Origin of the sequence: Microbacterium sp. S1037 (assembly GCF_048381605.1) — a bacterium.
Classification (GTDB): domain Bacteria; phylum Actinomycetota; class Actinomycetes; order Actinomycetales; family Microbacteriaceae; genus Microbacterium; species Microbacterium testaceum_B.
In genome coordinates, this window is the sequence record NZ_JBLWIG010000002.1 from 536,551 (window position 1) to 556,369 (window position 19,819).

At 70.0% G+C, this 19,819-nt stretch carries 20 protein-coding genes and 1 tRNA gene; 12 read left to right on the forward strand and 9 right to left on the reverse strand.

What is annotated here, in order from left to right:
* Nucleotides 1–272: 272 nt before the first annotated feature.
* Nucleotides 273–2,900: an Rne/Rng family ribonuclease gene (locus ACMW4R_RS13280; RefSeq protein WP_153004649.1), complete on the forward strand. Its 2,628-nt coding sequence runs from the start codon at nucleotides 273–275 to the stop codon at nucleotides 2,898–2,900.
* A gap of 55 nt (nucleotides 2,901–2,955) precedes the next feature.
* Here the strand turns inward: ACMW4R_RS13280 and ACMW4R_RS13285 are convergent, their stop codons facing one another.
* Nucleotides 2,956–3,231 (reverse strand): DUF4031 domain-containing protein, encoded by a 276-nt coding sequence (locus ACMW4R_RS13285; protein WP_058596271.1) that lies wholly within the window; start codon nucleotides 3,229–3,231, stop codon nucleotides 2,956–2,958.
* 213 nt (nucleotides 3,232–3,444) lie between these two features.
* On the opposite strand from ACMW4R_RS13285, the gene rplU reads away from it, so the two are divergent.
* The 9 genes from rplU to rsfS all read left to right on the forward strand — a co-directional run bounded on the left by rplU (nucleotide 3,445) and on the right by rsfS (nucleotide 10,109).
* Nucleotides 3,445–3,753 (forward strand): 50S ribosomal protein L21, encoded by a 309-nt coding sequence (rplU, locus tag ACMW4R_RS13290; protein WP_081317309.1) that lies wholly within the window; start codon nucleotides 3,445–3,447, stop codon nucleotides 3,751–3,753.
* Nucleotides 3,754–3,771: 18 nt separating this feature from the next.
* Complete coding sequence (gene rpmA / locus ACMW4R_RS13295) at nucleotides 3,772–4,029, forward strand: 50S ribosomal protein L27 (RefSeq protein ID WP_058596273.1); 258 nt, start codon at nucleotides 3,772–3,774, stop codon at nucleotides 4,027–4,029.
* Nucleotides 4,030–4,123: 94 nt separating this feature from the next.
* A complete protein-coding gene (gene obgE, locus ACMW4R_RS13300) occupies nucleotides 4,124–5,668 on the forward strand; it encodes a GTPase ObgE (RefSeq protein WP_058626670.1) in 1,545 nt (514 codons plus the stop codon).
* Nucleotides 5,665–6,501: a glutamate 5-kinase gene (gene proB / locus ACMW4R_RS13305; protein WP_193752645.1), complete on the forward strand. Its 837-nt coding sequence runs from the start codon at nucleotides 5,665–5,667 to the stop codon at nucleotides 6,499–6,501. Before obgE ends, proB begins: the two co-directional genes overlap by 4 nt.
* Nucleotides 6,502–6,505: 4 nt before the next feature.
* A complete protein-coding gene (locus ACMW4R_RS13310) occupies nucleotides 6,506–7,765 on the forward strand; it encodes a glutamate-5-semialdehyde dehydrogenase (RefSeq protein ID WP_418300133.1) in 1,260 nt (419 codons plus the stop codon).
* Between the two features lie 50 nt (nucleotides 7,766–7,815).
* Entirely contained in the window at nucleotides 7,816–8,040 is a 225-nt protein-coding gene (locus ACMW4R_RS13315; RefSeq protein WP_013586444.1) for a hypothetical protein, read from the forward strand.
* Nucleotides 8,041–8,050: 10 nt separating this feature from the next.
* Entirely contained in the window at nucleotides 8,051–8,647 is a 597-nt protein-coding gene (nadD, locus tag ACMW4R_RS13320) for a nicotinate-nucleotide adenylyltransferase (protein WP_058596277.1), read from the forward strand.
* Nucleotides 8,644–9,735 carry a hypothetical protein gene (locus tag ACMW4R_RS13325; RefSeq protein ID WP_418300134.1) on the forward strand — a complete coding sequence of 364 codons (1,092 nt, stop codon included), beginning with the start codon at nucleotides 8,644–8,646 and terminating at the stop codon, nucleotides 9,733–9,735. The genes nadD and ACMW4R_RS13325 overlap by 4 nt, the downstream gene beginning before the upstream one ends.
* Nucleotides 9,732–10,109, forward strand: a complete 378-nt coding sequence (rsfS, locus tag ACMW4R_RS13330) for a ribosome silencing factor (RefSeq protein WP_058596279.1) — start codon at nucleotides 9,732–9,734, stop codon at nucleotides 10,107–10,109. Before ACMW4R_RS13325 ends, rsfS begins: the two co-directional genes overlap by 4 nt.
* A gap of 97 nt (nucleotides 10,110–10,206) precedes the next feature.
* Here rsfS and ACMW4R_RS13335 read toward each other — a convergent pair whose 3' ends face one another.
* Genes ACMW4R_RS13335 through ACMW4R_RS13345 form a run of 3 tightly spaced genes read right to left on the reverse strand, consistent with a single transcriptional unit; the run spans nucleotide 10,207 to nucleotide 13,174 of the window.
* Nucleotides 10,207–11,136, reverse strand: coding sequence for a TAXI family TRAP transporter solute-binding subunit (locus ACMW4R_RS13335; RefSeq protein ID WP_418300135.1), 930 nt, complete (start codon nucleotides 11,134–11,136; stop codon nucleotides 10,207–10,209).
* Nucleotides 11,133–12,521 (reverse strand): sensor histidine kinase, encoded by a 1,389-nt coding sequence (locus ACMW4R_RS13340; RefSeq protein WP_418300136.1) that lies wholly within the window; start codon nucleotides 12,519–12,521, stop codon nucleotides 11,133–11,135. The genes ACMW4R_RS13335 and ACMW4R_RS13340 overlap by 4 nt, the downstream gene beginning before the upstream one ends.
* Entirely contained in the window at nucleotides 12,518–13,174 is a 657-nt protein-coding gene (locus ACMW4R_RS13345; protein WP_058596282.1) for a response regulator transcription factor, read from the reverse strand. The genes ACMW4R_RS13340 and ACMW4R_RS13345 overlap by 4 nt, the downstream gene beginning before the upstream one ends.
* Before the next feature lie 195 nt (nucleotides 13,175–13,369).
* On the opposite strand from ACMW4R_RS13345, the gene ACMW4R_RS13350 reads away from it, so the two are divergent.
* On the forward strand, nucleotides 13,370–14,758 hold the full coding sequence (locus ACMW4R_RS13350) for an MFS transporter (protein ID WP_418300137.1): 1,389 nt from the start codon (nucleotides 13,370–13,372) through the stop codon (nucleotides 14,756–14,758).
* 212 nt (nucleotides 14,759–14,970) lie between these two features.
* Here ACMW4R_RS13350 and ACMW4R_RS13355 read toward each other — a convergent pair.
* The 5 genes from ACMW4R_RS13355 to ACMW4R_RS13375 form a co-directional block, all read right to left on the reverse strand.
* Nucleotides 14,971–15,043 (reverse strand) — tRNA-Ala (locus ACMW4R_RS13355).
* Between the two features lie 43 nt (nucleotides 15,044–15,086).
* The gene (locus ACMW4R_RS13360; protein WP_418300138.1) at nucleotides 15,087–15,992 is read right to left on the reverse strand and encodes a 3-methyladenine DNA glycosylase; all 906 of its coding nucleotides are present in this window, start codon (nucleotides 15,990–15,992) and stop codon (nucleotides 15,087–15,089) included.
* Nucleotides 15,989–16,699 (reverse strand): SOS response-associated peptidase, encoded by a 711-nt coding sequence (locus ACMW4R_RS13365; protein WP_418300139.1) that lies wholly within the window; start codon nucleotides 16,697–16,699, stop codon nucleotides 15,989–15,991. The genes ACMW4R_RS13360 and ACMW4R_RS13365 overlap by 4 nt, the downstream gene beginning before the upstream one ends.
* A gap of 68 nt (nucleotides 16,700–16,767) precedes the next feature.
* On the reverse strand, nucleotides 16,768–17,799 hold the full coding sequence (locus tag ACMW4R_RS13370; RefSeq protein WP_058596286.1) for an App1 family protein: 1,032 nt from the start codon (nucleotides 17,797–17,799) through the stop codon (nucleotides 16,768–16,770).
* A gap of 5 nt (nucleotides 17,800–17,804) precedes the next feature.
* The gene (locus ACMW4R_RS13375; RefSeq protein ID WP_058596287.1) at nucleotides 17,805–18,485 is read right to left on the reverse strand and encodes a DedA family protein; all 681 of its coding nucleotides are present in this window, start codon (nucleotides 18,483–18,485) and stop codon (nucleotides 17,805–17,807) included.
* A 42-nt stretch (nucleotides 18,486–18,527) separates the two neighbouring features.
* Here ACMW4R_RS13375 and ACMW4R_RS13380 point away from each other — a divergent pair, with 42 nt between their 5' ends.
* Nucleotides 18,528–19,766: an anthranilate synthase component I family protein gene (locus ACMW4R_RS13380; RefSeq protein ID WP_418300140.1), complete on the forward strand. Its 1,239-nt coding sequence runs from the start codon at nucleotides 18,528–18,530 to the stop codon at nucleotides 19,764–19,766.
* Nucleotides 19,767–19,819 lie beyond the last annotated feature (53 nt).

Below are 19,819 nucleotides of genomic sequence, written 5' to 3' on the forward strand. Positions count from 1 at the left end.
TCACCGCGTACTTCGCTGTCCGCTGAAGATCGCTCGGTGTCGAAGAGCCCCCGTGCGGTGGTTTCCGGACGGACCGTGCGATAATGATGTTTCGATGTACCGCGGCCGCGCCGCAGGAGCATCACCAGAAGACTTCGGGCGATGACCGCCCTTCGCAGCACGAGCCGCCGGCCTGCTGCAGACCGAGTGAGTTCGCGGCCCCGCCGGGTGCGGCGCCGCACGAGATTTCGCCGGGCGACGCGCGGTGTCGCCCCGCCAGGGAGTACGCCACAATGGCAGACGCAAGCGACGAACAGACCCCCACCGAGCAGATCGCGCCCGACGCCGCAGTCGAGCAGGACGCTTCCTCCGACGCCACCGCTTCCCCCGAGGCGCCGACGGTCGACGAGGAAGAGGGCGCGGTTCAGGATGCCGAGAGCGCCGCGGCGCTCGACACGGCTCCTCCCGCGGTGCTCGACGAGACGCCCGCCGAAGAAGCGCCCGCCGACGCGGTGTCCGCCGAGAGCGAGCAGGACGCTGAGCCCGCTGTCGCCGACGCCGCGACGGACAGCGCGACAGAAGACGCCGCCGACGCTGACGCTCCCGCGCCGGTGGACGAGACGCCCGCCGAGGCCGCCCCCGCGCCGGACACCGCTGACGAGACGTCCACCGCCGAGACGCGCACCGCCGAGGCGCCCGAAACGGAGAAGACGGCCGAGGTCGCGGCATCCGAAGCGCCCGCGGAAGAGACGTCCGCACCGCAGAAGCCGGAACGCCCGACCGCCGTGTCGCTGGGCCTTCTGCCCGAGGTGTTCGTGTCCGCGGTGTCGACCCAACTGCACTTCTACGCGCCCGAGCCGCTTCCGGCGGCCCTGCGCGACGACTCCGACGACCGCGGCTTCCGCGACGAGCGCGACGACGAGGCTCCGGCGGAGCGCACCTCCGCGAACGCTCGACGACGCAACCGCCGTCGCGGTGGCGCCGCCGCCGCCAGCGCAGACGACCAGGACGACGCCCCCGCGGCCCCGCCGCGCCAGCGCGCCGTCGAGGTCGTCACCGAGCCGCAGCGCATCAAGGGCTCCACGCGCCTCGAGGCCAAGAAGCAGCGGCGCCGCGATGGTCGCGAGGCCGGCCGTCGCCGCCCGGTCGTGACCGAGGCCGAGTTCCTCGCGCGCCGCGAGGCCGTCGACCGCGTGATGGTCGTGCGGTCGAAGGCCGGCCGCATCCAGATCGCCGTCCTCGAGGACAACGTGCTGGTCGAGCACTACGTCGCCCGCAACCAGGATGCGTCGCTCATCGGCAACGTCTACCTCGGCCGCGTGCAGAACGTGCTCCCGAGCATGGAGGCCGCGTTCGTCGACATCGGTCGCGGGCGCAACGCCGTGCTGTACTCCGGCGAGGTCGACTGGGACGGCATCGACACCGGCAACCAGCCCCGCCGCATCGAGCTCGCGCTGAAGTCGGGCGACCGTGTCCTGGTCCAGGTGACCAAGGACCCCGTGGGCCACAAGGGTGCGCGCCTCACGAGCCAGATCTCGCTCCCGGGGCGCTACCTCGTCTACGTGCCCAACGGCACCATGAACGGGATCTCGCGCAAGCTGCCCGACACCGAGCGCGCCCGCCTCAAGAAGATCCTCAAGGAGGTCCTGCCCGAGTCGTCGGGCGTGATCGTCCGCACCGCGGCCGAGGGGGCCACCGAGGAGCAGCTGACGCGTGACGTCCAGCGCCTGACCTCGCAGTGGGAGCACGTCAGCAGCCAGCTGCAGACGATCCAGGCGCCCGCGCTGCTGCACTCCGAGCCCGATCTCCTCGTCAAGATCGTCCGCGACGTCTTCAACGAGGACTTCACGCGCATGCTGATCCAGGGCGACGAGGCGCTGCAGACGATCTCCAACTACCTCGCGGGGGTCGCCCCCGACCTGCTCGAGCGCGTCGAGAAGTACGAGGGCGAGCAGGACCCCTTCGATGCCTTCCGCGTGACGGAGCAGATCGAGAAGGCCCTCGACCGCAAGGTCTGGCTGCCCTCCGGCGGTTCGCTCGTGATCGACCGCACCGAGGCCATGACCGTGGTCGACGTCAACACCGGCAAGTTCGTCGGTTCGGGCGGGAACCTCGAAGAAACGGTCACGAAGAACAACCTCGAAGCGGCCGAAGAGATCGTGCGTCAGCTGCGTCTGCGCGACATCGGCGGCATCATCGTCGTCGACTTCATCGACATGGTGCTCGAGTCCAACCGCGATCTCGTGCTCCGTCGTCTCATCGAGTGCTTGAGCCGCGACCGCACGAAGCACCAGGTCGCCGAGGTCACCTCGCTCGGCCTCGTGCAGATGACGCGCAAGAAGCTCGGCCTCGGCCTTCTCGAGACCTTCAGCGAGGCCTGCGAGGTCTGCGCCGGACGTGGCGTCGTCGTGCATCACGACCCCGTCGTCCGCCACCGCACCGGAACGAACGGCAACGGGAACGGCACCGGCGGCTCGAGCAACCGTCGCACGCGTGGCGGCAACGGCAACGCCTCCTCGAACGGATCGAACAACGGCAACGGTGCTCCGGCCGGCAACGGGGGAGCGGCAGCGGCCGCCGGTGGCACGCACGTGATCACCGAGGGCGTGAAGTCCGCGCTCGCGCAGATCGCGGCATCCACGATCCACCCCACCGTCGAAGACCCCGCGATCGTCGAAGCGGCCGTGGTCGCCTCGGTCGAAGCGGTCCTGGATGCCAAGGTCGAGGCGCCCGTGCGCGAGAAGCGTCCGCGCAAGAAGCGTGAGCCGAAGACCCCGCGTACCGAGAAGGACGCGCTGCTCGAGTCGGTGCTCGAGGCGCTCCCGGAGCCGAAGGCCCCCGGTCAGGGACGCTCGCGCCGCCGCGTCACGACGGCCGCCCTCACCGGGACCCCGGTCGACGCCCAGCCGTCGTCGGACTGATCGTTCTCACCCGTGAGGGGTCATGCCCTGTCGTCCGCGACGTGGGCATGACCCCTCACGCGCGTCCGCGGCGTTCGCGGGCGGTGATGCGCAGGCCCGAGGCGCGGAGACGACGGACGAGCTCGCGCCCGCCGACGTGTTCCGCGCCGGCGGCGACGAGATCGGCGTGGCGCTCGTCGGGAACGTCGTAGTGGTCGAGATCGAACGCACGGGCGGGAATCCCGGCGGCCGCGGCGAAGGCGTGCAGCTCGTCGAGATCGCTGTCGCTGACGAGGTGCGCCCACAGTCGTCCATGGGCGGGCCACTGCGGGTCGTCGATCAGGATCGCCATTCCGTGATCCTACGGTCGACACGCGGGTCGTATGCTTTTGCCGGATGCCGTCCCGTGAGCTAAACTTGACCCTTGGTGCGTCGTGTCCGCCCCTACCAGCGCGTGACACCCGCGAGCCGAGCTCGCCGGATCGTACCGAGATTTGGGTCGAGAGACCCTCTCGACGTCATCAGACAACCGGAGCCGTGCGCTCCCGAATGAAACAGGTGTGAAGTGGTCTACGCAGTTGTGCGCGCCGGCGGCCGGCAGGAAAAGGTGGAGGTCGGCACGATCGTCGTGCTCGACCGCCAGGCGGCGAAGATCGGCGAGAGCATCCAGCTGCCCGCCGTCCTGTTCGTCGACGGCGACGCCGTCACGACCGACGCCGACAAGCTCGCGAAGGTCTCGGTCACGGCCGAGGTCCTCGGTGAGGAGCGCGGTCCGAAGATCGTGATCCAGAAGTTCAAGAACAAGACCGGCTACAAGAAGCGCCAGGGCCACCGTCAGGACCTCACGCGCGTCAAGATCACCGGCATCAAGTAAGAGCCAGGAGACGCAGAGATGGCACACAAAAAGGGCGCAAGCTCCACCCGTAACGGTCGTGACTCCAACGCACAGCGCCTCGGCGTGAAGCGCTTCGGCGGCCAGGCCGTCAACGCCGGCGAGATCCTCGTCCGCCAGCGCGGCACGCACTTCCACCCCGGCGCCAACGTCGGCCGTGGAGGCGACGACACGCTCTTCGCTCTCGCCGCCGGTGCGGTCGAGTTCGGCAACAAGGGCGGCCGCAAGGTCGTCAACATCGTCGCCGCAGCGGAGTAATCCACAGCGCTCAGCGCGCGATAGAGGGGGTGGGCACAGCCCGCCCCCTCTTCTTTTCTTTCCGGCATCCCGGTCCCGTCCCGAAAGGACTCCCATGGTCACCTTCGTCGACCGCGTCACTCTGCACCTGCGTGCGGGCAAGGGCGGCAACGGCTGCGTGTCGGTGCGCCGCGAGAAGTTCAAGCCTCTGGCCGGTCCCGACGGCGGCAACGGCGGACACGGCGGCGACGTCGTCCTCGTCGCCGACCCCCAGACGACCACCCTGCTCTCGTACCACCACTCGCCGCACCGCTCCGCGGGCAACGGCGGATTCGGGATGGGCGACCACCGCTCCGGCGCCATGGGCGAAGACCAGGAGCTCCCCGTCCCGCTCGGCACGGTCGTGAAAGACACCGACGGCACCGTTCTCGTCGACATGCTCACCCCCGGCATGCGCTTCGTCGTCGCCCCGGGTGGTCTGGGCGGGCTCGGCAACGCCGCGCTGGCCTCGCCCAAGCGCAAGGCTCCCGGCTTCGCGCTGCTCGGGACACCGGGGTGGGAGGGCGATGTCGTCCTCGAGCTCAAGACCGTCGCCGACGTCGCCCTCGTCGGCTTCCCCTCGGCCGGAAAGTCGAGCCTCATCGCCGCCGTGTCGGCCGCGCGCCCCAAGATCGCCGACTACCCGTTCACGACGCTGCACCCGAACCTCGGCGTCGTCCAGGCGGGCGACGTGCGGTTCACGATCGCGGACGTGCCCGGACTCATCGAGGGCGCGAGCGAGGGCAAGGGGCTCGGCCTGGAGTTCCTGCGCCACGTCGAACGCTGCACCGCGCTCGTGCACGTCCTCGACTGCGCGACCCTCGACCCGGGTCGCGATCCGCTGAGCGACCTCGACGTGATCCTCGGCGAGCTGGGGGCGTACCCGGTCCCCGAGGGGCAGCTGCCGCTCCTGGAGCGCCCGCAGATCATCGCCCTGAACAAGGTCGATGTCCCTGAGGCTCACGAACTCGCCGACTTCGTGCGCCCTGACCTCGAAGCGCGTGGATTCCGCGTGTTCGAGATCTCCACGGTCAGCCGCGCCGGCCTGCGCGAACTCACCTTCGCCCTCGCCGACATCGTCGAGCAGCATCGTGTGGCGACGATCGACGACGCCCCGGCTGAGCGCATCGTCATCCGTCCGAAGGGTGCCGAGAAGGACTTCGAGATCAAGGTCGAGGGCGGCACCTACGGACCCGTCTACCGCATCCTCGGCGACAAGCCGGTCAAGTGGGTGCAGCAGACCGACTTCCAGAACGAAGAGGCCGTGGGCTATCTCGCCGACCGTCTCGCGCGCCTGGGCGTCGAGGACGGTCTGTTCCGCGCCGGCGCCGTCGCTGGCGCGACGGTCGTCATCGGCCCCGGAGACGGGATCGTGTTCGACTGGGAGCCCACGCTCACCTCAGCCGCTGAGCTCATGACCGCGCCCCGCGGCACCGACCCGCGTCTCGTGCAGAACCCGCGTCGTACGTCGTCCGAGCGTCGTGAGCAGTATCACGAGCGAATGGATGCCAAGGCCGAGGCGCGCGCTGAACTCGAGGCCGAGCGCCGGGCGGCGCGCGCCGCCGGGATCGACCCGGACGGCGACTCCTCGGCTCTCCTGGACGAGGCGGACGAACGGTGATGGCCTCGACCCGCGCCGACATCCCACGCGCGTCGCGCGTCGTCGTCAAGGTCGGCTCGTCGTCGATCAGCGGTGACGGCGCGCACCGCATCGACACGATCGTCGAGGCCCTCTCTCGCGCTCACGCGGGTGGCGTCGAGGTCGTGCTGGTGTCGTCCGGCGCCATCGCCACCGCCCTGCCGCTCCTCGACCTCGGCGGCCGACCGAACGACCTCGCCACGCAGCAGGCGGCCGCCGCCGTGGGGCAGAACGTCTTGATGTGGCGCTACCAGACCTCTCTCGACCGCTTCGGGCTGCTGGCCGGTCAGGTGCTGCTCACGGCCGGCGACCTCGAGAACGCCACTCCGCGTTCCAACGCGCGTCGTGCCATGGAACGGCTTCTGGGGCTCGGCATCCTGCCCATCGTCAACGAGAACGACACCGTCGCCACGCACGAGATCCGCTTCGGCGACAACGACCGGCTCGCCGCCCTCGTGGCACAGCTGATCGGGGCCGACGCGCTCGTGCTGCTCAGCGATATCGCGTGCCTGTACACCGCCCCGCCGAACGAACCCGGCGCTCGCCCGATCACCGACGTGGCCTGGGGTGACGACCTGTCCGACTTCGAGTTCGGTGCGGGCGTCGTCAACGGCGTCGGCACCGGGGGAGCGGCGACCAAGGTCTCGGCCGCGAAGCTCGCGTCGACGGCCGGTGTCGGCGTTCTGGTGACCAGCGCCGATCTCGTCGCCGATGCCCTCGCCGGCGAGTCGGTGGGGACGTGGTTCGCTCCGAATCCGGATGCCGTCACCCTGTCGACCGGTCCGATCGGCGCCGTCGCCGCGACGGTAGACTGACGCGATGACCACGATCGCTGTCTCCGTCCAGGAGCGTCTGCGTCTGGCGAAGGACGCGGCGCGACAGATCGGCCTGCTCGACGCCGACGCGAAGACGTCTCTCCTGAACGCGATCGCCGACGCTCTCGACGCCGCGACCGACGACATCGTGCTCGCGAACGCCGACGATCTCGAGCGCGGTCGGGCGAACGCGATCGGCGACGCCCTTCTCGACCGGCTGCGCCTCGACGCCGGCCGTGTCGCGGCGCTCGCGGCAGCCGTCCGCGAAGTCGCGGTGCTGCCCGACCCGGTCGGGCGCGTCCTCGACCGTCGCACCCTTCCCAACGGGCTCGCACTCGAGAAGGTCGCCGTGCCGTTCGGTGTCGTCGGTTCGATCTACGAGGCACGCCCCAACGTCACGGTCGACATCGCCGCTCTCGCCCTGCGATCGGGCAACGCGGTGGTGCTCCGGGGCGGCTCCGCCGCGCAGAGCTCCAACGCGGCACTCGTGACGGTCATGCGCGGGGCACTCGCCTCGCAAGGTGTCTCGCCCGAGGCGGTGCAGACCGTCGACGACTTCGGCCGTGACGGTGCCCGCGCCCTCATGAATGCCCGCGGTCTCGTCGACGTCCTCGTCCCGCGGGGGAGCGCGTCGCTCATCGAGACGGTCGTCACCGAGTCGACCGTCCCCGTCATCGAGACGGGCGCGGGCGTCGTCCACGTCTACCTCGATGAGACGGCGCGCGCGGACTGGGCGCGCGAGATCGTCCTGAACGCCAAGACCCAGCGACCGAGCGTCTGCAACGCCGTCGAGACGGTCCTGGTGCACCGCGCGGCGGCCGACCGTCTGCTGCCCGAACTGCTGGTCTCGCTCGCCGAGGCGGGCGTCAGCGTGCACGGCGACCCGACCGTCGCGGGGTACGACCCGCGCGTCGTCGCGGCCACCGACGCCGACTGGGCGGCCGAGTACCTCAGCCTCGATCTGGCTGTGCGGGTGGTCGACGACCTCGACGCCGCCCTCGACCACATCCGGCGCTACTCGACGCACCACACCGAGTCGATCATCACCGACGACGACACCGCGGCGCAGCGCTTCCTGGCCGAGGTCGACTCGGCGGTCGTGCTCGTCAACGCGTCGACCCGCTTCACCGACGGCGGCGAGTTCGGTTTCGGCGCCGAGGTCGGCATCTCCACGCAGAAACTTCACGCGCGCGGCCCGATGGGTCTCGCCGAGCTCACGAGCACGAAGTGGCTCGGGCGCGGCGACGGACAGGTCCGCGTCTAACCGCCTAAAATGGCACTGCGCGCCGCGCAGACACCCGAAACGGAGCACTGATGACTTTCGCCTCACTTCTCGCCCACGCCGCCGAAGAGGCCGGTCACCACGGCGGCAACGTGCAGGCCCAGACCTTCTGGATCGGCGCCCTCGCCTTCGTGGTGTTCGTGTCGCTCAGCCTCGTCACGCTGTCGTACCGCAACGTCTCGAACCGTCACGCGCACAAGGCCGAGGCCTACACGAAGAAGCACGGGACGCCGACGCCCGAGGCGCACGGCCACTGAGGCCCACCGTATGTCGGTGACGCGAGCCCCTCGCATCGGGGTCATGGGTGGGACGTTCGATCCCATCCATCACGGTCACCTGGTGGCGGCGAGCGAGGTCGCGCAGTCCTTCGACCTCGACGAGGTCGTCTTCGTGCCCACGGGCCGCCCGTGGCAGAAGGACGAGGTCACGGCGAGCGAACACCGTTACCTCATGACGGTGATCGCGACCGCCTCGAACCCGCAGTTCACCGTGAGCCGGGTCGACATCGATCGCGACGGCCCGACGTACACCATCGACACGCTGCGTGATCTGAAGAGCCAACGCCCCGGCGCCGACCTGTTCTTCATCACCGGAGCCGACGCGGTCGCGCAGATCCTCAGCTGGCGCAATCACCAGGAACTGTGGGATCTCGCGCACTTCGTCGCCGTCTCCCGCCCGGGGCACGTCCTGACGACCGAGGGACTCCCGACCGAAGATGTGAGTCAGCTCGAGATCCCGGCCCTGTCGATCTCATCCACAGACTGCCGCGCCCGTGTGCGCCGAGGACACCCGGTGTGGTACCTCGTGCCCGACGGTGTCGTGCAGTACATCGCGAAGCACCACCTCTACCGGAGTAACGCATGAGCACTTCCGAGAACAATGGAACCCCGCCGCTGACGCGGCGCCAGCTGCGCGAGATCCGCAACACCGGCGCGACGCCGATCATCCCGACGCCGCCGGTCGAGCCCGCCGTCGAGGCGGCGCCCGAGCCCGCGGTCGCGAACGAGCCCGCAGTCGCGAACGAGCCCGCGGTCGCCGACGACTCGCCGGTCGCGCACGACGAGCGCACCGCAGATGGACAGCCCGCGACGCCCGACGAGCCCACGTCGCACGACGACAGCGCGACGCCGGAGCCGCCGGTGGAGCCCGACGCTCCCGTCTCCTCGACGCAGCCCGCGCAGCCCGTGACGACGCCGGAACCTGCCGTGATCGGCCTTCCGTCCTCGGCGGTCGACGACAATTCGGCGTACGCACCGACAGGACTCACCCGGCGTCAGGTGCGCGCGCAGGAGAAGATCCGAACGGCGTCGGTGCCGGTCATCTCGCCCGACCTCACCCCGGCCGTCCCCGGCCAGAGCGCGCCCACCGGAGACCTTCCGGCGATCTTCCGCCCGGCCGTCGCCGAGGAGCCGGAAGCAACCGAGCCCGTACCCGCGCCGCCGGTCTCGTCGACGGTGAACCCCGAGCTCGGATCCGACCTCCTCAACGGTGCGACGCCGGACATCTCGCTGCCGCCCTCTTTCGATCAGCTGATCGCGCGTAGCGGCGCCGCGACGGGGTCGGTCTCGACCCCGAACGCGCTGATCCTCTCGGACGCCCCCGTCGGCGGACCGCTGGTCGCTCCGGTGACGGCGACGGGCGAGGTCATGATCACGGGAACGTTCGAACTTCCCCAGGGCTTGGGGTCCGTCGGCCACGCCCCCGGCACCACCGACGGCCGCGAAGCAGACGCCGTCCTCCTCGACGGAGAGCTGCCGGCAGCGTCGTCGCCCACACCGATCGCCGCCAGCGCGGCGATCAGCACCGTCAAGCAGCCGGGCGACATCATCCGCCCACCCGCGCCGGAGAAGGGCAGCAAGCTCGTCATCGGCCTCATCATCACCACCGGCGCTCTGGCGATCGCCGTGGCGGTGGCTCTCGCCATCGCCGTCACGACAGGAGTATTCGGATGACCGCGACCCAGAACGGCCGCGAGATGGCACAGATCGCCGCTCTCGCCGCCGACAGCAAGTCGGGCGAAGACCTCGTCGCCCTGGACGTTTCGGAGCCCCTGCCTCTCGTCGACATCTTCCTGCTCGTGACGGGCCGCAACGAGCGCAATGTCGCGGCGATCGCCGACGAGATCGAAGAGAAGCTCCTCGAGGCGGGTCACAAACGTCTTCGGCGCGAGGGTCGCCAGGAGTCACGCTGGGTGCTGCTCGATTTCGGCGACCTCGTCGTGCATGTCTTCCACGAGGAGGAGCGCGTGTACTACGGCCTCGAGCGCCTCTGGAAGGACTGCCCGGTCATTCCGCTCGAGCTCCCGAGCCCGGCCACGGCGGACTGACCCGCGCCCACACGGCGATGCCCCCGCGCTTCTCGGCGCGGGGGCATCGCCGTTTCATCGTCAGGATCGCCCCTCGCATTCGTGGGCGATCGCGACGTCATCCGTATCGCTGGCGGTACCGGCGCTCGGCCGCCGGGTGCAGAGCGAGGGGGAGGGTGTCGATGAGACTCGCCGGGGTCAGGTACTGGATGCCGAGGGCGCCAGGAGGCACGAGAGCGGCGGCGTCGTCGATCAGCACGTCGACGAGCCGCTCGACCACGAGGTCATCGAGATCCGCACGAGCGACGAGAAGATTCGCCACCCCGATCGCCGGGACGGGTGCCGACGCACCGTAGACCCCCGCGGGGATCATCGTCGAGACGTAGGCATCGGGGGAGCGGCGACGCAGCTCGGGCAGCACCGCGGTGATGTCGAGGACGGCGATCGGCGTTCGCTCCGCCAGGTCGGCGATCTGGGGCGTCGGGATTCCCCCCGACCAGAAGAGGGCGTCGATGCGACCCTGTTCGAGGTCGGCCACGGCATCTCGGAAAGATCTCTCGACGGTGACAGGCCCCCGATCACCCGGGCCGAGGCCCGCGGCATCCAGAACCCGACGCGCCGTCGCGGCGGCTCCTGATCCGGGGGCGCCGAGCGAGACGACGCGTCCGGCGAGCTCCGGGAGCGAGCGGGGGCCGTCGTCTGCGCGGACCACGCACTGGAGGTAGTTCTGGTAGACGCGTCCGATCGCGAAGAAGGCATCATGTCCGGGAGCCTCCGCGGCGGCATCCGCCAGCGACAACGCGAGGTCGATCTCCTGATCGCCGAGCAGGGCGAGGTTCTCGACGCTCCCCTGCGTGGCGAGCGCGGTGATCCCCACCTCGGCTCCGGCTGCCTCCCTGAGCAGCTCCCCGAACTGGAGGTAACTACCGCCCGCTTCACCGCAGCCGAGCCTGACGACCGGGATACCCGTCGGGGCGCAGCCGGCGAGAGCGATCGCGCCGAGTGCGGCGCCGGCCCAGAGGAAGCCGCGCCGGCTGACCGCCGTCACGTCCGCCTCCAGACCAGGCGCACCGACAGACCGCCGAGCGGGGAACGCGCGAGTTCCATCCGCCCGCCGGCGGCTCGCAGAAGCTGCACCACGATCGCGAGGCCCAGCCCGGTACCGGTGCGCGAAGAGTCCCGTCCTGCACGCCAGAACCGCGTGCCCATGCGGGACAGATCGTCATCGTCGAGATGCTCGCCGGAGTCTTCGACCGTCAGCACGGGACCTTCGGTCTCGGCGACGAGCGCCACGCGCACGTGCGACCCCGGTCCCGCGTACTTCGAGGCGTTGTCGAGGAGGACGTCGAGCATCTCGTCGAGGTCGGCACGCCCGCAGGGCACCGTCACCTCGGCGTCGGACACGACCTCGAGTCGCACGCCCGCCTTCCGCAGAAGCTCGCGGTGCCGCTCGACCAGGTCCGCGGCCGTGACGACGCACTCGCGCTCCGCACCCTCAGCACGGCCCACGTCGTGGCCCTGCGTCTGCGCCGATGCACGGTGCTCCGCGTTCGCGAGGGTAAGCATTCGCTCGACCGTGTGCTCGAGACGGTCGAGGTCCTCGTCGACGGCGACAAGGTCGTCACCTGCCTCCCCGTCGCGGGGGAGACCGTCGACGCGGAGACGGATCGCCGCGAGGGGCGTCCGCAGTTGGTGGGAGGCATCGGCCACGAACCCCCGCTGCTGCTCGAGGCTGTTCTCGACCTCGTGCGCCATGGCCGCGAACGCGCGGCTGAGTCTGCGGAGCTCGGGCGGACCCGAGGGGCGAAGCGGCGCGGGATCGCGATGAGCGGTGACGTCGGCGACCGCGGTGTCGAGAGCGCGGACGGGGCGGAGGATCCAGCGCGTCCAGAGCAGCGAGGCCACCATCAGGGTGCCGAGCAGGACGACCCCGATGACCGCGACGATCGCCCACGCCTGCGCGACATCGCGTTGCGCGCCGCGGAGATCGACCGAGAGCACCACCACCCCCGTCGAGAGGTCGCCCGCGGCGATGACAGGCACGGCGACGAGAGCGGATGAGGGTCCCCACGGGGTGACGCGCGGCAGGGTCAGCTGCGGGATCGCGCGTGACGCGGCCGTCGCGACGGCGTCGACCTGATCGTCGCGCGTGAGCGATCCCGCCGAGGCGACGACCTCTCCGCTCTCGTCGAGGACGAGCACGGATTCGGTGTACACGGCGTGAAAGCGCTGCAGGTACGTTTCGAGGCTCTCGGCGTCGCCCTGCACGAGGGCGGTGCGGGCGCGCTGCACGACCTGGTCGAGCGCGGCGGTGCGCTGCAACGCGAGCTGCTGCGTCCGCGAGTCGGCGATGGACTGGGCCGTCGGAATCAACACCGCGATCACGGCGATGAGCCCGAAGACGAGCAAGGGGAGGAGGACGCGCAGCTTCACCCGGCATCCTCGAGTCGGTAGCCGACCCCGCGGATGGTCGTGATCGTGACCTCGGGAACCTTCTGTCGAACCTGACCGAGGTGCACGTCGAACGATCGCGACGACGTCGAGTACCCGTCGCCCCACACCTCATCGAGGATCTGCGGGCGTGTCACCACCTGCCCCGCCCGCCGGGCGAGCGCGAACAGGATGCCGAACTCGTTCGGTGTGAGAGCGACGTCGCGGTCTCCCGCGCGGACCGTACGGGCGTCGACATCGATGTCGATCGACCCCGCTCGCACGCGGGTGGGTTCCTCCGCGGGCCTGTAGCGCCGAGTGACCGCGAGCAGACGCGCGAGCAGCTCGTGCAGGCGAACGGGCTTCACGAGGTAGTCGTCGGCGCCGAGAGCGAGAGCCCGCACCGTGGAACGCTCGTCGCCGCGTGCCGTGACGACGATGACGGGGACCTCGCTCACGGCGCGCAACGCGCGGAGGACGTCGAGCCCGTCCATGTCCTCGAGCCCCAGGTCGAGGAGCACGACCTGTGCGTCGCGGTGCCGAAGCAGCACGTCGCTGCCGCGCGCGACCCGGGTGCACGTGTGCCCCGCTCGTTGCAGCGCGGCGACGAGAGCGGCGGCGACGGAGCCGTCATCCTCGGCGACGAGTATGTGCATGGGGTTCATCGTAGGCATCGCCGGCGCGAGAGGAACGCAGGGCGGACACCGAATGTAAGGCCGGTGTAAGGATCTCGATCACGCTGGGCGCGAGCGACCACGATGTCGGATACGCCTCGTCGTCGCCGCCGAGCACCGGACCCTCGGCCGACGGCCCACGAGGCGGCGTTCCGTCCCTCGACCGATCGGATTCCCATGTCAACGACGACATCCGCCCCCGCGGCGACCACCACGACGATCCCCACGAGTCTTCGACGCTCGATCTCGAACACGCTGAAGGGCTCAGCCGGGAACCTCGTGGAGTGGTACGACGTCTACGTCTACTCCGTCTTCGCGGTGTATTTCGAATCGCAGTTCTTCAGCGCCGACGACAAGAACTCCACGATCTACGTGTGGGCGATCTTCGCCGTCACGTTCCTCATGCGGCCGATCGGCTCGTGGTTCTTCGGTCGATTCGCCGACCGCTACGGACGGCGGCTGTCGCTCACGGTCTCCGTCTCGCTGATGGCGTTCTGCTCCCTGGTGATCGCGTTCGCGCCGACGGCGGAGATGATCGGCGTGGGCGCCGTGGTGATCCTCGTCTTCGCCCGTCTCGTGCAGGGTTTCGCCACGGGCGGCGAGTACGGGACCAGCGCCACGTACATGTCCGAGGCGGCGATGCCCGGCCGTCGTGGCTTCCTGTCGTCGTTCCACTACGTCACCCTCGTCGGCGGTCACGTGCTGGCGCAGACGACGCTCCTCATCATGGTGCTCACCCTCGACGAGGATGCGATCTCGGCGTGGGGCTGGCGCGTCGCCTTCGCCATCGGCGGCGTCGCCGCGGTCGCGGTCTTCTGGATGCGGCGCACGATGGACGAGTCGCTCGAGAAGAGCGTGATCGAGAACACCAAGTCGGGCAAGACCAAGGAGTCGGGTTCGCTCCGCGACCTCTTCGTGAACAACTGGCGCCCGCTGCTGCTCTGCTTCGCGGTGACCGCCGGCGGCACCGTCGCGTTCTACACGTACTCGGTGACGGGACCGAACATCGTCAAGACGGCGTTCTCGGGCGGCGACGTCATCGCCGGGACCATCATCAACCTCGTCGCCCTCACCGCGCTCATGCTCATGCAGCCGCTCGGCGGCTGGCTCAGCGACAAGGTGGGACGCAAGACGCTGCTGGTCTTCTTCGGCGTCGGGGGAGTGCTGTACACGTGGTTCCTCATCACGATGCTGCCGCAGCAGACGAACGAGTTCACGGCCTTCGCGATCCTCTTCGGCGGATTCGTGATCCTCACCGGCTACACCTCGATCAACGCCCTCGTGAAGGCTCAGCTCTTCCCGACGCACGTGCGCGCCCTCGGCGTCGGTCTCGGTTACGCCCTCGCCAACTCGTTGTTCGGCGGCACGGCGCCGTTGCTCTACGCGGGCGCCCAGAGCACCGCGCAGGTGCCGCTGTTCATCGTGTACGAGACGGTCATCATCGCTGCCTCGCTGGCGGTGTACATCTTCGCGCTGCGCAACAAGGCACCGAACTGGCTCGACGACGAGGTGCTGATGCGGGACGCGCGAGAGGCGCGGAGCCGGGAATCGGTCGCATCGCGCTGACCCGAACGGATCCGGATGCCGAGGCTCCCGGCATCCGGATCCCCATCTGCCCCGTCACGGCGGTGCCCCGGGTGCTCGTGCCCGACGCGTCGAGAAGGAGCCCCACGGTGCGAGCGGGGCACCGACGCGCGACGGCGATCCGATCGAACACCGCGATCCCACAGTCCGACGGAACGAAGAAAGCCCCCGCCGAGGCGGAGGCTTTCTCTGGGTGGACCTGAGGGGACTCGAACCCCTGACCCCCTGCATGCCATGCAGGTGCGCTACCAGCTGCGCCACAGGCCCGTTTTTTGTTTTCTGCCCCGTTTGAGGCAACTCCATGAGCTTACTACACGCGATCGAGTGGCAAGAAATCGGCGCCGCCGGGCGTGTCGTCGGTGGCTCCGACGGACGTCAGCACAGCGCGTCGCAGACCCTGCGCACGGTCGCTCAGGGCGCGCTGACGGGCGACGTACTGCGCCTTGCCCTCCGCCGTCTCGATGGCGACCGGGGAGTACCCCCAGTCGCGGAGGTCGTACGGGGATGCCTCCATGTCGAGCGTCCGGATGTCGCGCGCCAGTTCGAAAGCGTCGAGGAGGAGGCGACCGGGAACGAGGGGGCCGAGCTTCACGGCCCACTTGTACACGTCCATTCCCGCGTGCAGACAGCCGGGCTGTTCGCGATCCGTCTGGGTCTCGCGCGACAGTGGCTCGCGGTTGCGCGGCACGGCGTCGGGCGTGAAGAAGCGGAAGGCGTCGAAGTGGCTGCAGCGGAGGTCGTGCGCGTCGACGACGGCATCCGTCCCGTCCCTCCCCAGTCGCAACGGGACGTCGTGGCGCACCTCGTCCACGCGGTACGCCATCGCCCACTCGTGAAGGCCGAAGCAGCCGAACTGCGCGGGCCGGTGCAGCGTCGCGCGGAGGAGGTTCACGATGCCGCGGTACAGCGATCCGCGCTCGGTCCGGAAGGCCTCGGCATCCACCCGCACCCCGCTGCCCGCGCGGCGGTACCAGCGCCAGCCGGCGCGCTCGTCGGCGTCGTCGAGCACCACCCCGGGGCCCGGGTGCCACCGCCGGAGGATCGCCGGCTTGTACGAGTAGTAGGTGAAAAGGAAGTCCTCGACGGGATGCTTCTGCGCGCGGCTCGCCCGCGCGCGGTGCTCCGCCGTCAGGGCATCGGCGCGAGCCGCGTGCGCCTCGGCCTCCGCCGTCCATTCGTCACGACCCAGGACCGTGTCGACGAGCAGCGCGGTCATTCGACCGGCTCGATGAGGGCGGGGGAGTCGTTGCGAACGTTGCCCACGGCCGGCGACACGACGTGGTCGTCGAGCGTCTCGGCGACGTCGGGGGCCGCGTCGATCGCCGCGTCGAGGATGTCGCCGACATTCTCAGTCGTCGGGTCGAGCCACGCGTCGGCGAAGTCGGGGTCCATGAACAGGGGCATCCGGTCGTGGATCGACCCCAGTCGGCCGATCGAATCGCGGGTGAGGATCGTGCAGCTGAGCACCCACCGCGCCGGATCGTCGTCGGCACGCGCGGGGTCCTTCCACCACTCGTAAAGGCCCGCGAAGAAGAGCGGCGAACCGTCGGCGGGGTGGATGTAGTGCGGCGTCTTGCCCTCGTCGGTCGTCTTCCACTCGTAGTACCCGGATGCCGGGATCACTGCGCGCCTCTTGATGAGGGCGTTGCGGAACATCGGCTTGTCTTCGATCTCTTCGGATCGCGCGTTGAAGGCGCGCGCGCCGATCTTGACGTCTTTTGCCCACCCGGGGACGAGTCCCCACCGCGCGACCTCCAGCCGACGTACCGGGGGCTCGGTCTTCACCGAGTCGAGCACGATCGCCACCGACGACGTCGGCGCGATGTTGTAGGAGGGCGGAGGCAGTTCATCGCTCTCGACATCGATGCGCAGGACACCCACCAGCTCCGACGCCACATTGGCCACGACGAATCGACCGCACATGCTTCCACCGTACGCGCCCCCTCCGACATCGGGCCGGGCGCGTGGCATCCGCGATCAGCCCTCCGCCGTCACGCGTCCGACGCGATGACTCCGGTGCTCTCGAGCCGGTCGAGCAGGGCAGCCCCGTCCGACCCCGTGACCCAGGGCACTTCGGATGCCGAGTGGTCGTCGACGACCGTCCGTCCACCGGCGAGGACGGCTTCAGCGGGAAGGAGCCGACGGATCGCCACGGCGGCGACGTTCTGCGGATGGTCGATCGCGAACTGCGTGTAGATCGCGTCGTCGTGCTGACCGTCGTCACCCACCAGCAGCCACTTGACGCGGGGGAACTCGCTCGCGAGTCGGCGGAGGTTCTGCTCTTTGTGATCGCGGCCGCTGCGGAACCAGCGGTCGTGCGTCGGTCCCCAGTCGGTCAGCAGGAACGACCCCGCGGGGAACAGGTGACGGCGCATGAAGCGCGTGAGCGTCGGGGCGACGTTCCAGGCCCCGGTGGAGAGATAGATCACCGGGGTACCGGGATGCTCGCGCGTGAGCCTCTCCAGCATCACGGCCATGCCCGGTACGGGCTGGCGCGCGTGCTCGTCGAGCACGAACGAGTTCCAGGCAGCGAGGAGCGGGCGGGGGAGCGCCGTGACCATGACCGTGTCGTCGATGTCGCTCACGACGCCGAACCGCACGTCGGAGCCGACGATGAAGACGCGTGTCTCGGCGGGCTGGCTCCCCTCCACCGACATCGTGATGGTCTGCCATCCCGGCGCGAGCGTCGCGGGCAGCCGTGCGTCGATGACCCCGCCGCGGTCGGCCGACACCTCGTGCGTGACGCCGTCGATGACGACGCTGACTCTCGCCATGCCCACCGGGACGGCCGCGAAGCTACGCCAGCCCCGGAGGCTCGCGAACTCGCCCGTCGACGTGCGCTTGAGGGGAGGAGCGATGAGCACGCGACCCAGGACGCGGATCCATTCCTCGGTGCCGTACCCCGGAAAGCCGGTGACGGCGGGACGCAGTCCGCGCGCGCGGGCGCGCTTCTCGCGCCACCGATGGAAGCGGCGCTCCAGTCGGGCGAACCAGAGCACTTTGGCGCGGGGGGAACGAGGCATCCGCCTCAGTCTTTCACGTCACCGTCCACCGGTTCGAGGGGGTGCACATCGTCGGCGAGATGACGACGCTCGATCCGCTCGATGACCTTCTTGCCCACGAACACCAGCACGAGGAACACGACGAGGATGCCGACGAAGACATAGCCGGCGTAATGGATGCGGTCCGCGAGCTCGCGATACGTACCGGCCGCCGTCGCCGCAACCGAGATGTACAGAGCCGACCAGATCGCACACGCCGGGGCCGTCCACGCGAGGAAACGTCGGTAGCTGTACCCGCTCATCCCGACGGTCAGGGGGACGAGGGAGTGCAGCACCGGGAGGAACCGCGAGAGGAAGATCGCCGGCCCGCCCCGCCGCCGCAGGTAGCGATCCGCGCGCTCCCAGTTGCGTTCACCGAGCTTCTGCCCGAGCTTCGACGCGCGGATGCGCGGGCCGAAATAACGGCCGAGCCAGAACCCGCCGCTCTCGCCGAGCAGAGCGCCGACGACCACGGCCGAGGCGAGGATGACGCCCTCGAGAGGGGAGGCGATCGCCGTCCCGGCGACGATGACCATCGTGTCTCCGGGCACGATCAAACCGACCAGCACGCTCGTCTCGAGCATGACCGCGACACCGGCGAGGATCGTGCGCAGCACGGGGTCGACGTTCTGCACGACGTCGAGCAACCACGTGAGGATCTCGTTCACCTCCGTCAGCTTAGAGGCGACGCCGAGGCCTAGCCTGGGAGCGTGCCGCGTTCCGCCCCTCCGCTCGCCCTCCCGTGCTGGGTGGACCCGGAGACGGTCTTCACGAGCCTCTGGGCCGCCGAACCCGCGGCGTTCTGGCTCGACGGCGGTGTGGATGCCGAGACCGGCTGGAGCTGGATGGGGGCGGGGCACCGGGAGAGCGCGAACGACCCCCTTCACGTCATCGCGTCGAACGATTCCCGCGGCGCATTTCACGGCGGGTGGGTCGGCTGGATCCCGTACGACGGCGACCCCGCGTGGATCCGCGTCGACGCGGCGCTCGCGTTCGATCACGAGAAGCGGCGCGTGTGGGCGGTCGGGACGGATGCCAAGGCCCTGGCCGACCTCGCCGAGCGGGCGCTCGCCGTCGGGCCGGTCGCTGCCGTGGCTCCCGCGGAACCGCGAGGGGTGGCATCCGGTCGCCATGAAGCCGACGAGTACGCCGGACTCATCGGGGCGTGCCGCGAGCACATCCGCGAGGGGGACGCCTATCAGCTGTGTCTCACGACCCGATTCACCGTTCCGGGCCGATTTCTCGCCCTCGATGTGTTCCGGCGCCTCCGCGCGACGTCGTCGTCGCACCACGGCGGCTTCGTGCGGATCGGCGACACCGCCCTCGTGAGCGCGTCACCCGAGCGCTTCCTCGAGGTGCGCGGAGGGGCCGTGCACACGCACCCCATCAAGGGCACGCGCCCGCGCGCCACCGATCCCGTCGTCGACGAAGCGCTCGCTGCGGAGCTGCGGACGGATGCCAAAGAGCAGGCCGAGAACGTCATGATCGTCGACCTGATGCGCAACGACCTCTCGCGCGTCTGCGTGCCGTCGAGCGTCGGGGTCGACCGGCTGCTCGAGGTCGAGTCGTATCCGCACGTGCATCAGCTCGTCAGCGAGGTGTCGGGGCGGCTGCGTCCCGGAACGACGCTCGGCGCGCTCGTCGACGCCGCCTTCCCGGCGGGCAGCATGACCGGTGCGCCGAAGGCCTCGGCGATGACGATTCTCGAGCACCTCGAGGGTGCCCCCCGGGGCATCTACTCCGGCACCTTCGGATGGATCGGAGACGACGGCTCCGCGGATCTCGCGATGGTGATCCGCAGCATCGTCGTCGAGGCGGATGCCGCCCACGTCGGCGCCGGCGGAGGTATCACGTGGCGCTCGGTCGCGGCATCCGAAGTGGCCGAGGTGGGAATCAAGGCGCGCGCCCCGCTCGCCGCGCTCGGCGCGCAGGTGCCGCCGGGATGGTGACGGGCCGGGTCCGATAACCTGGACGTTGGCCCTCGGGCCTCCCGACCTCACGA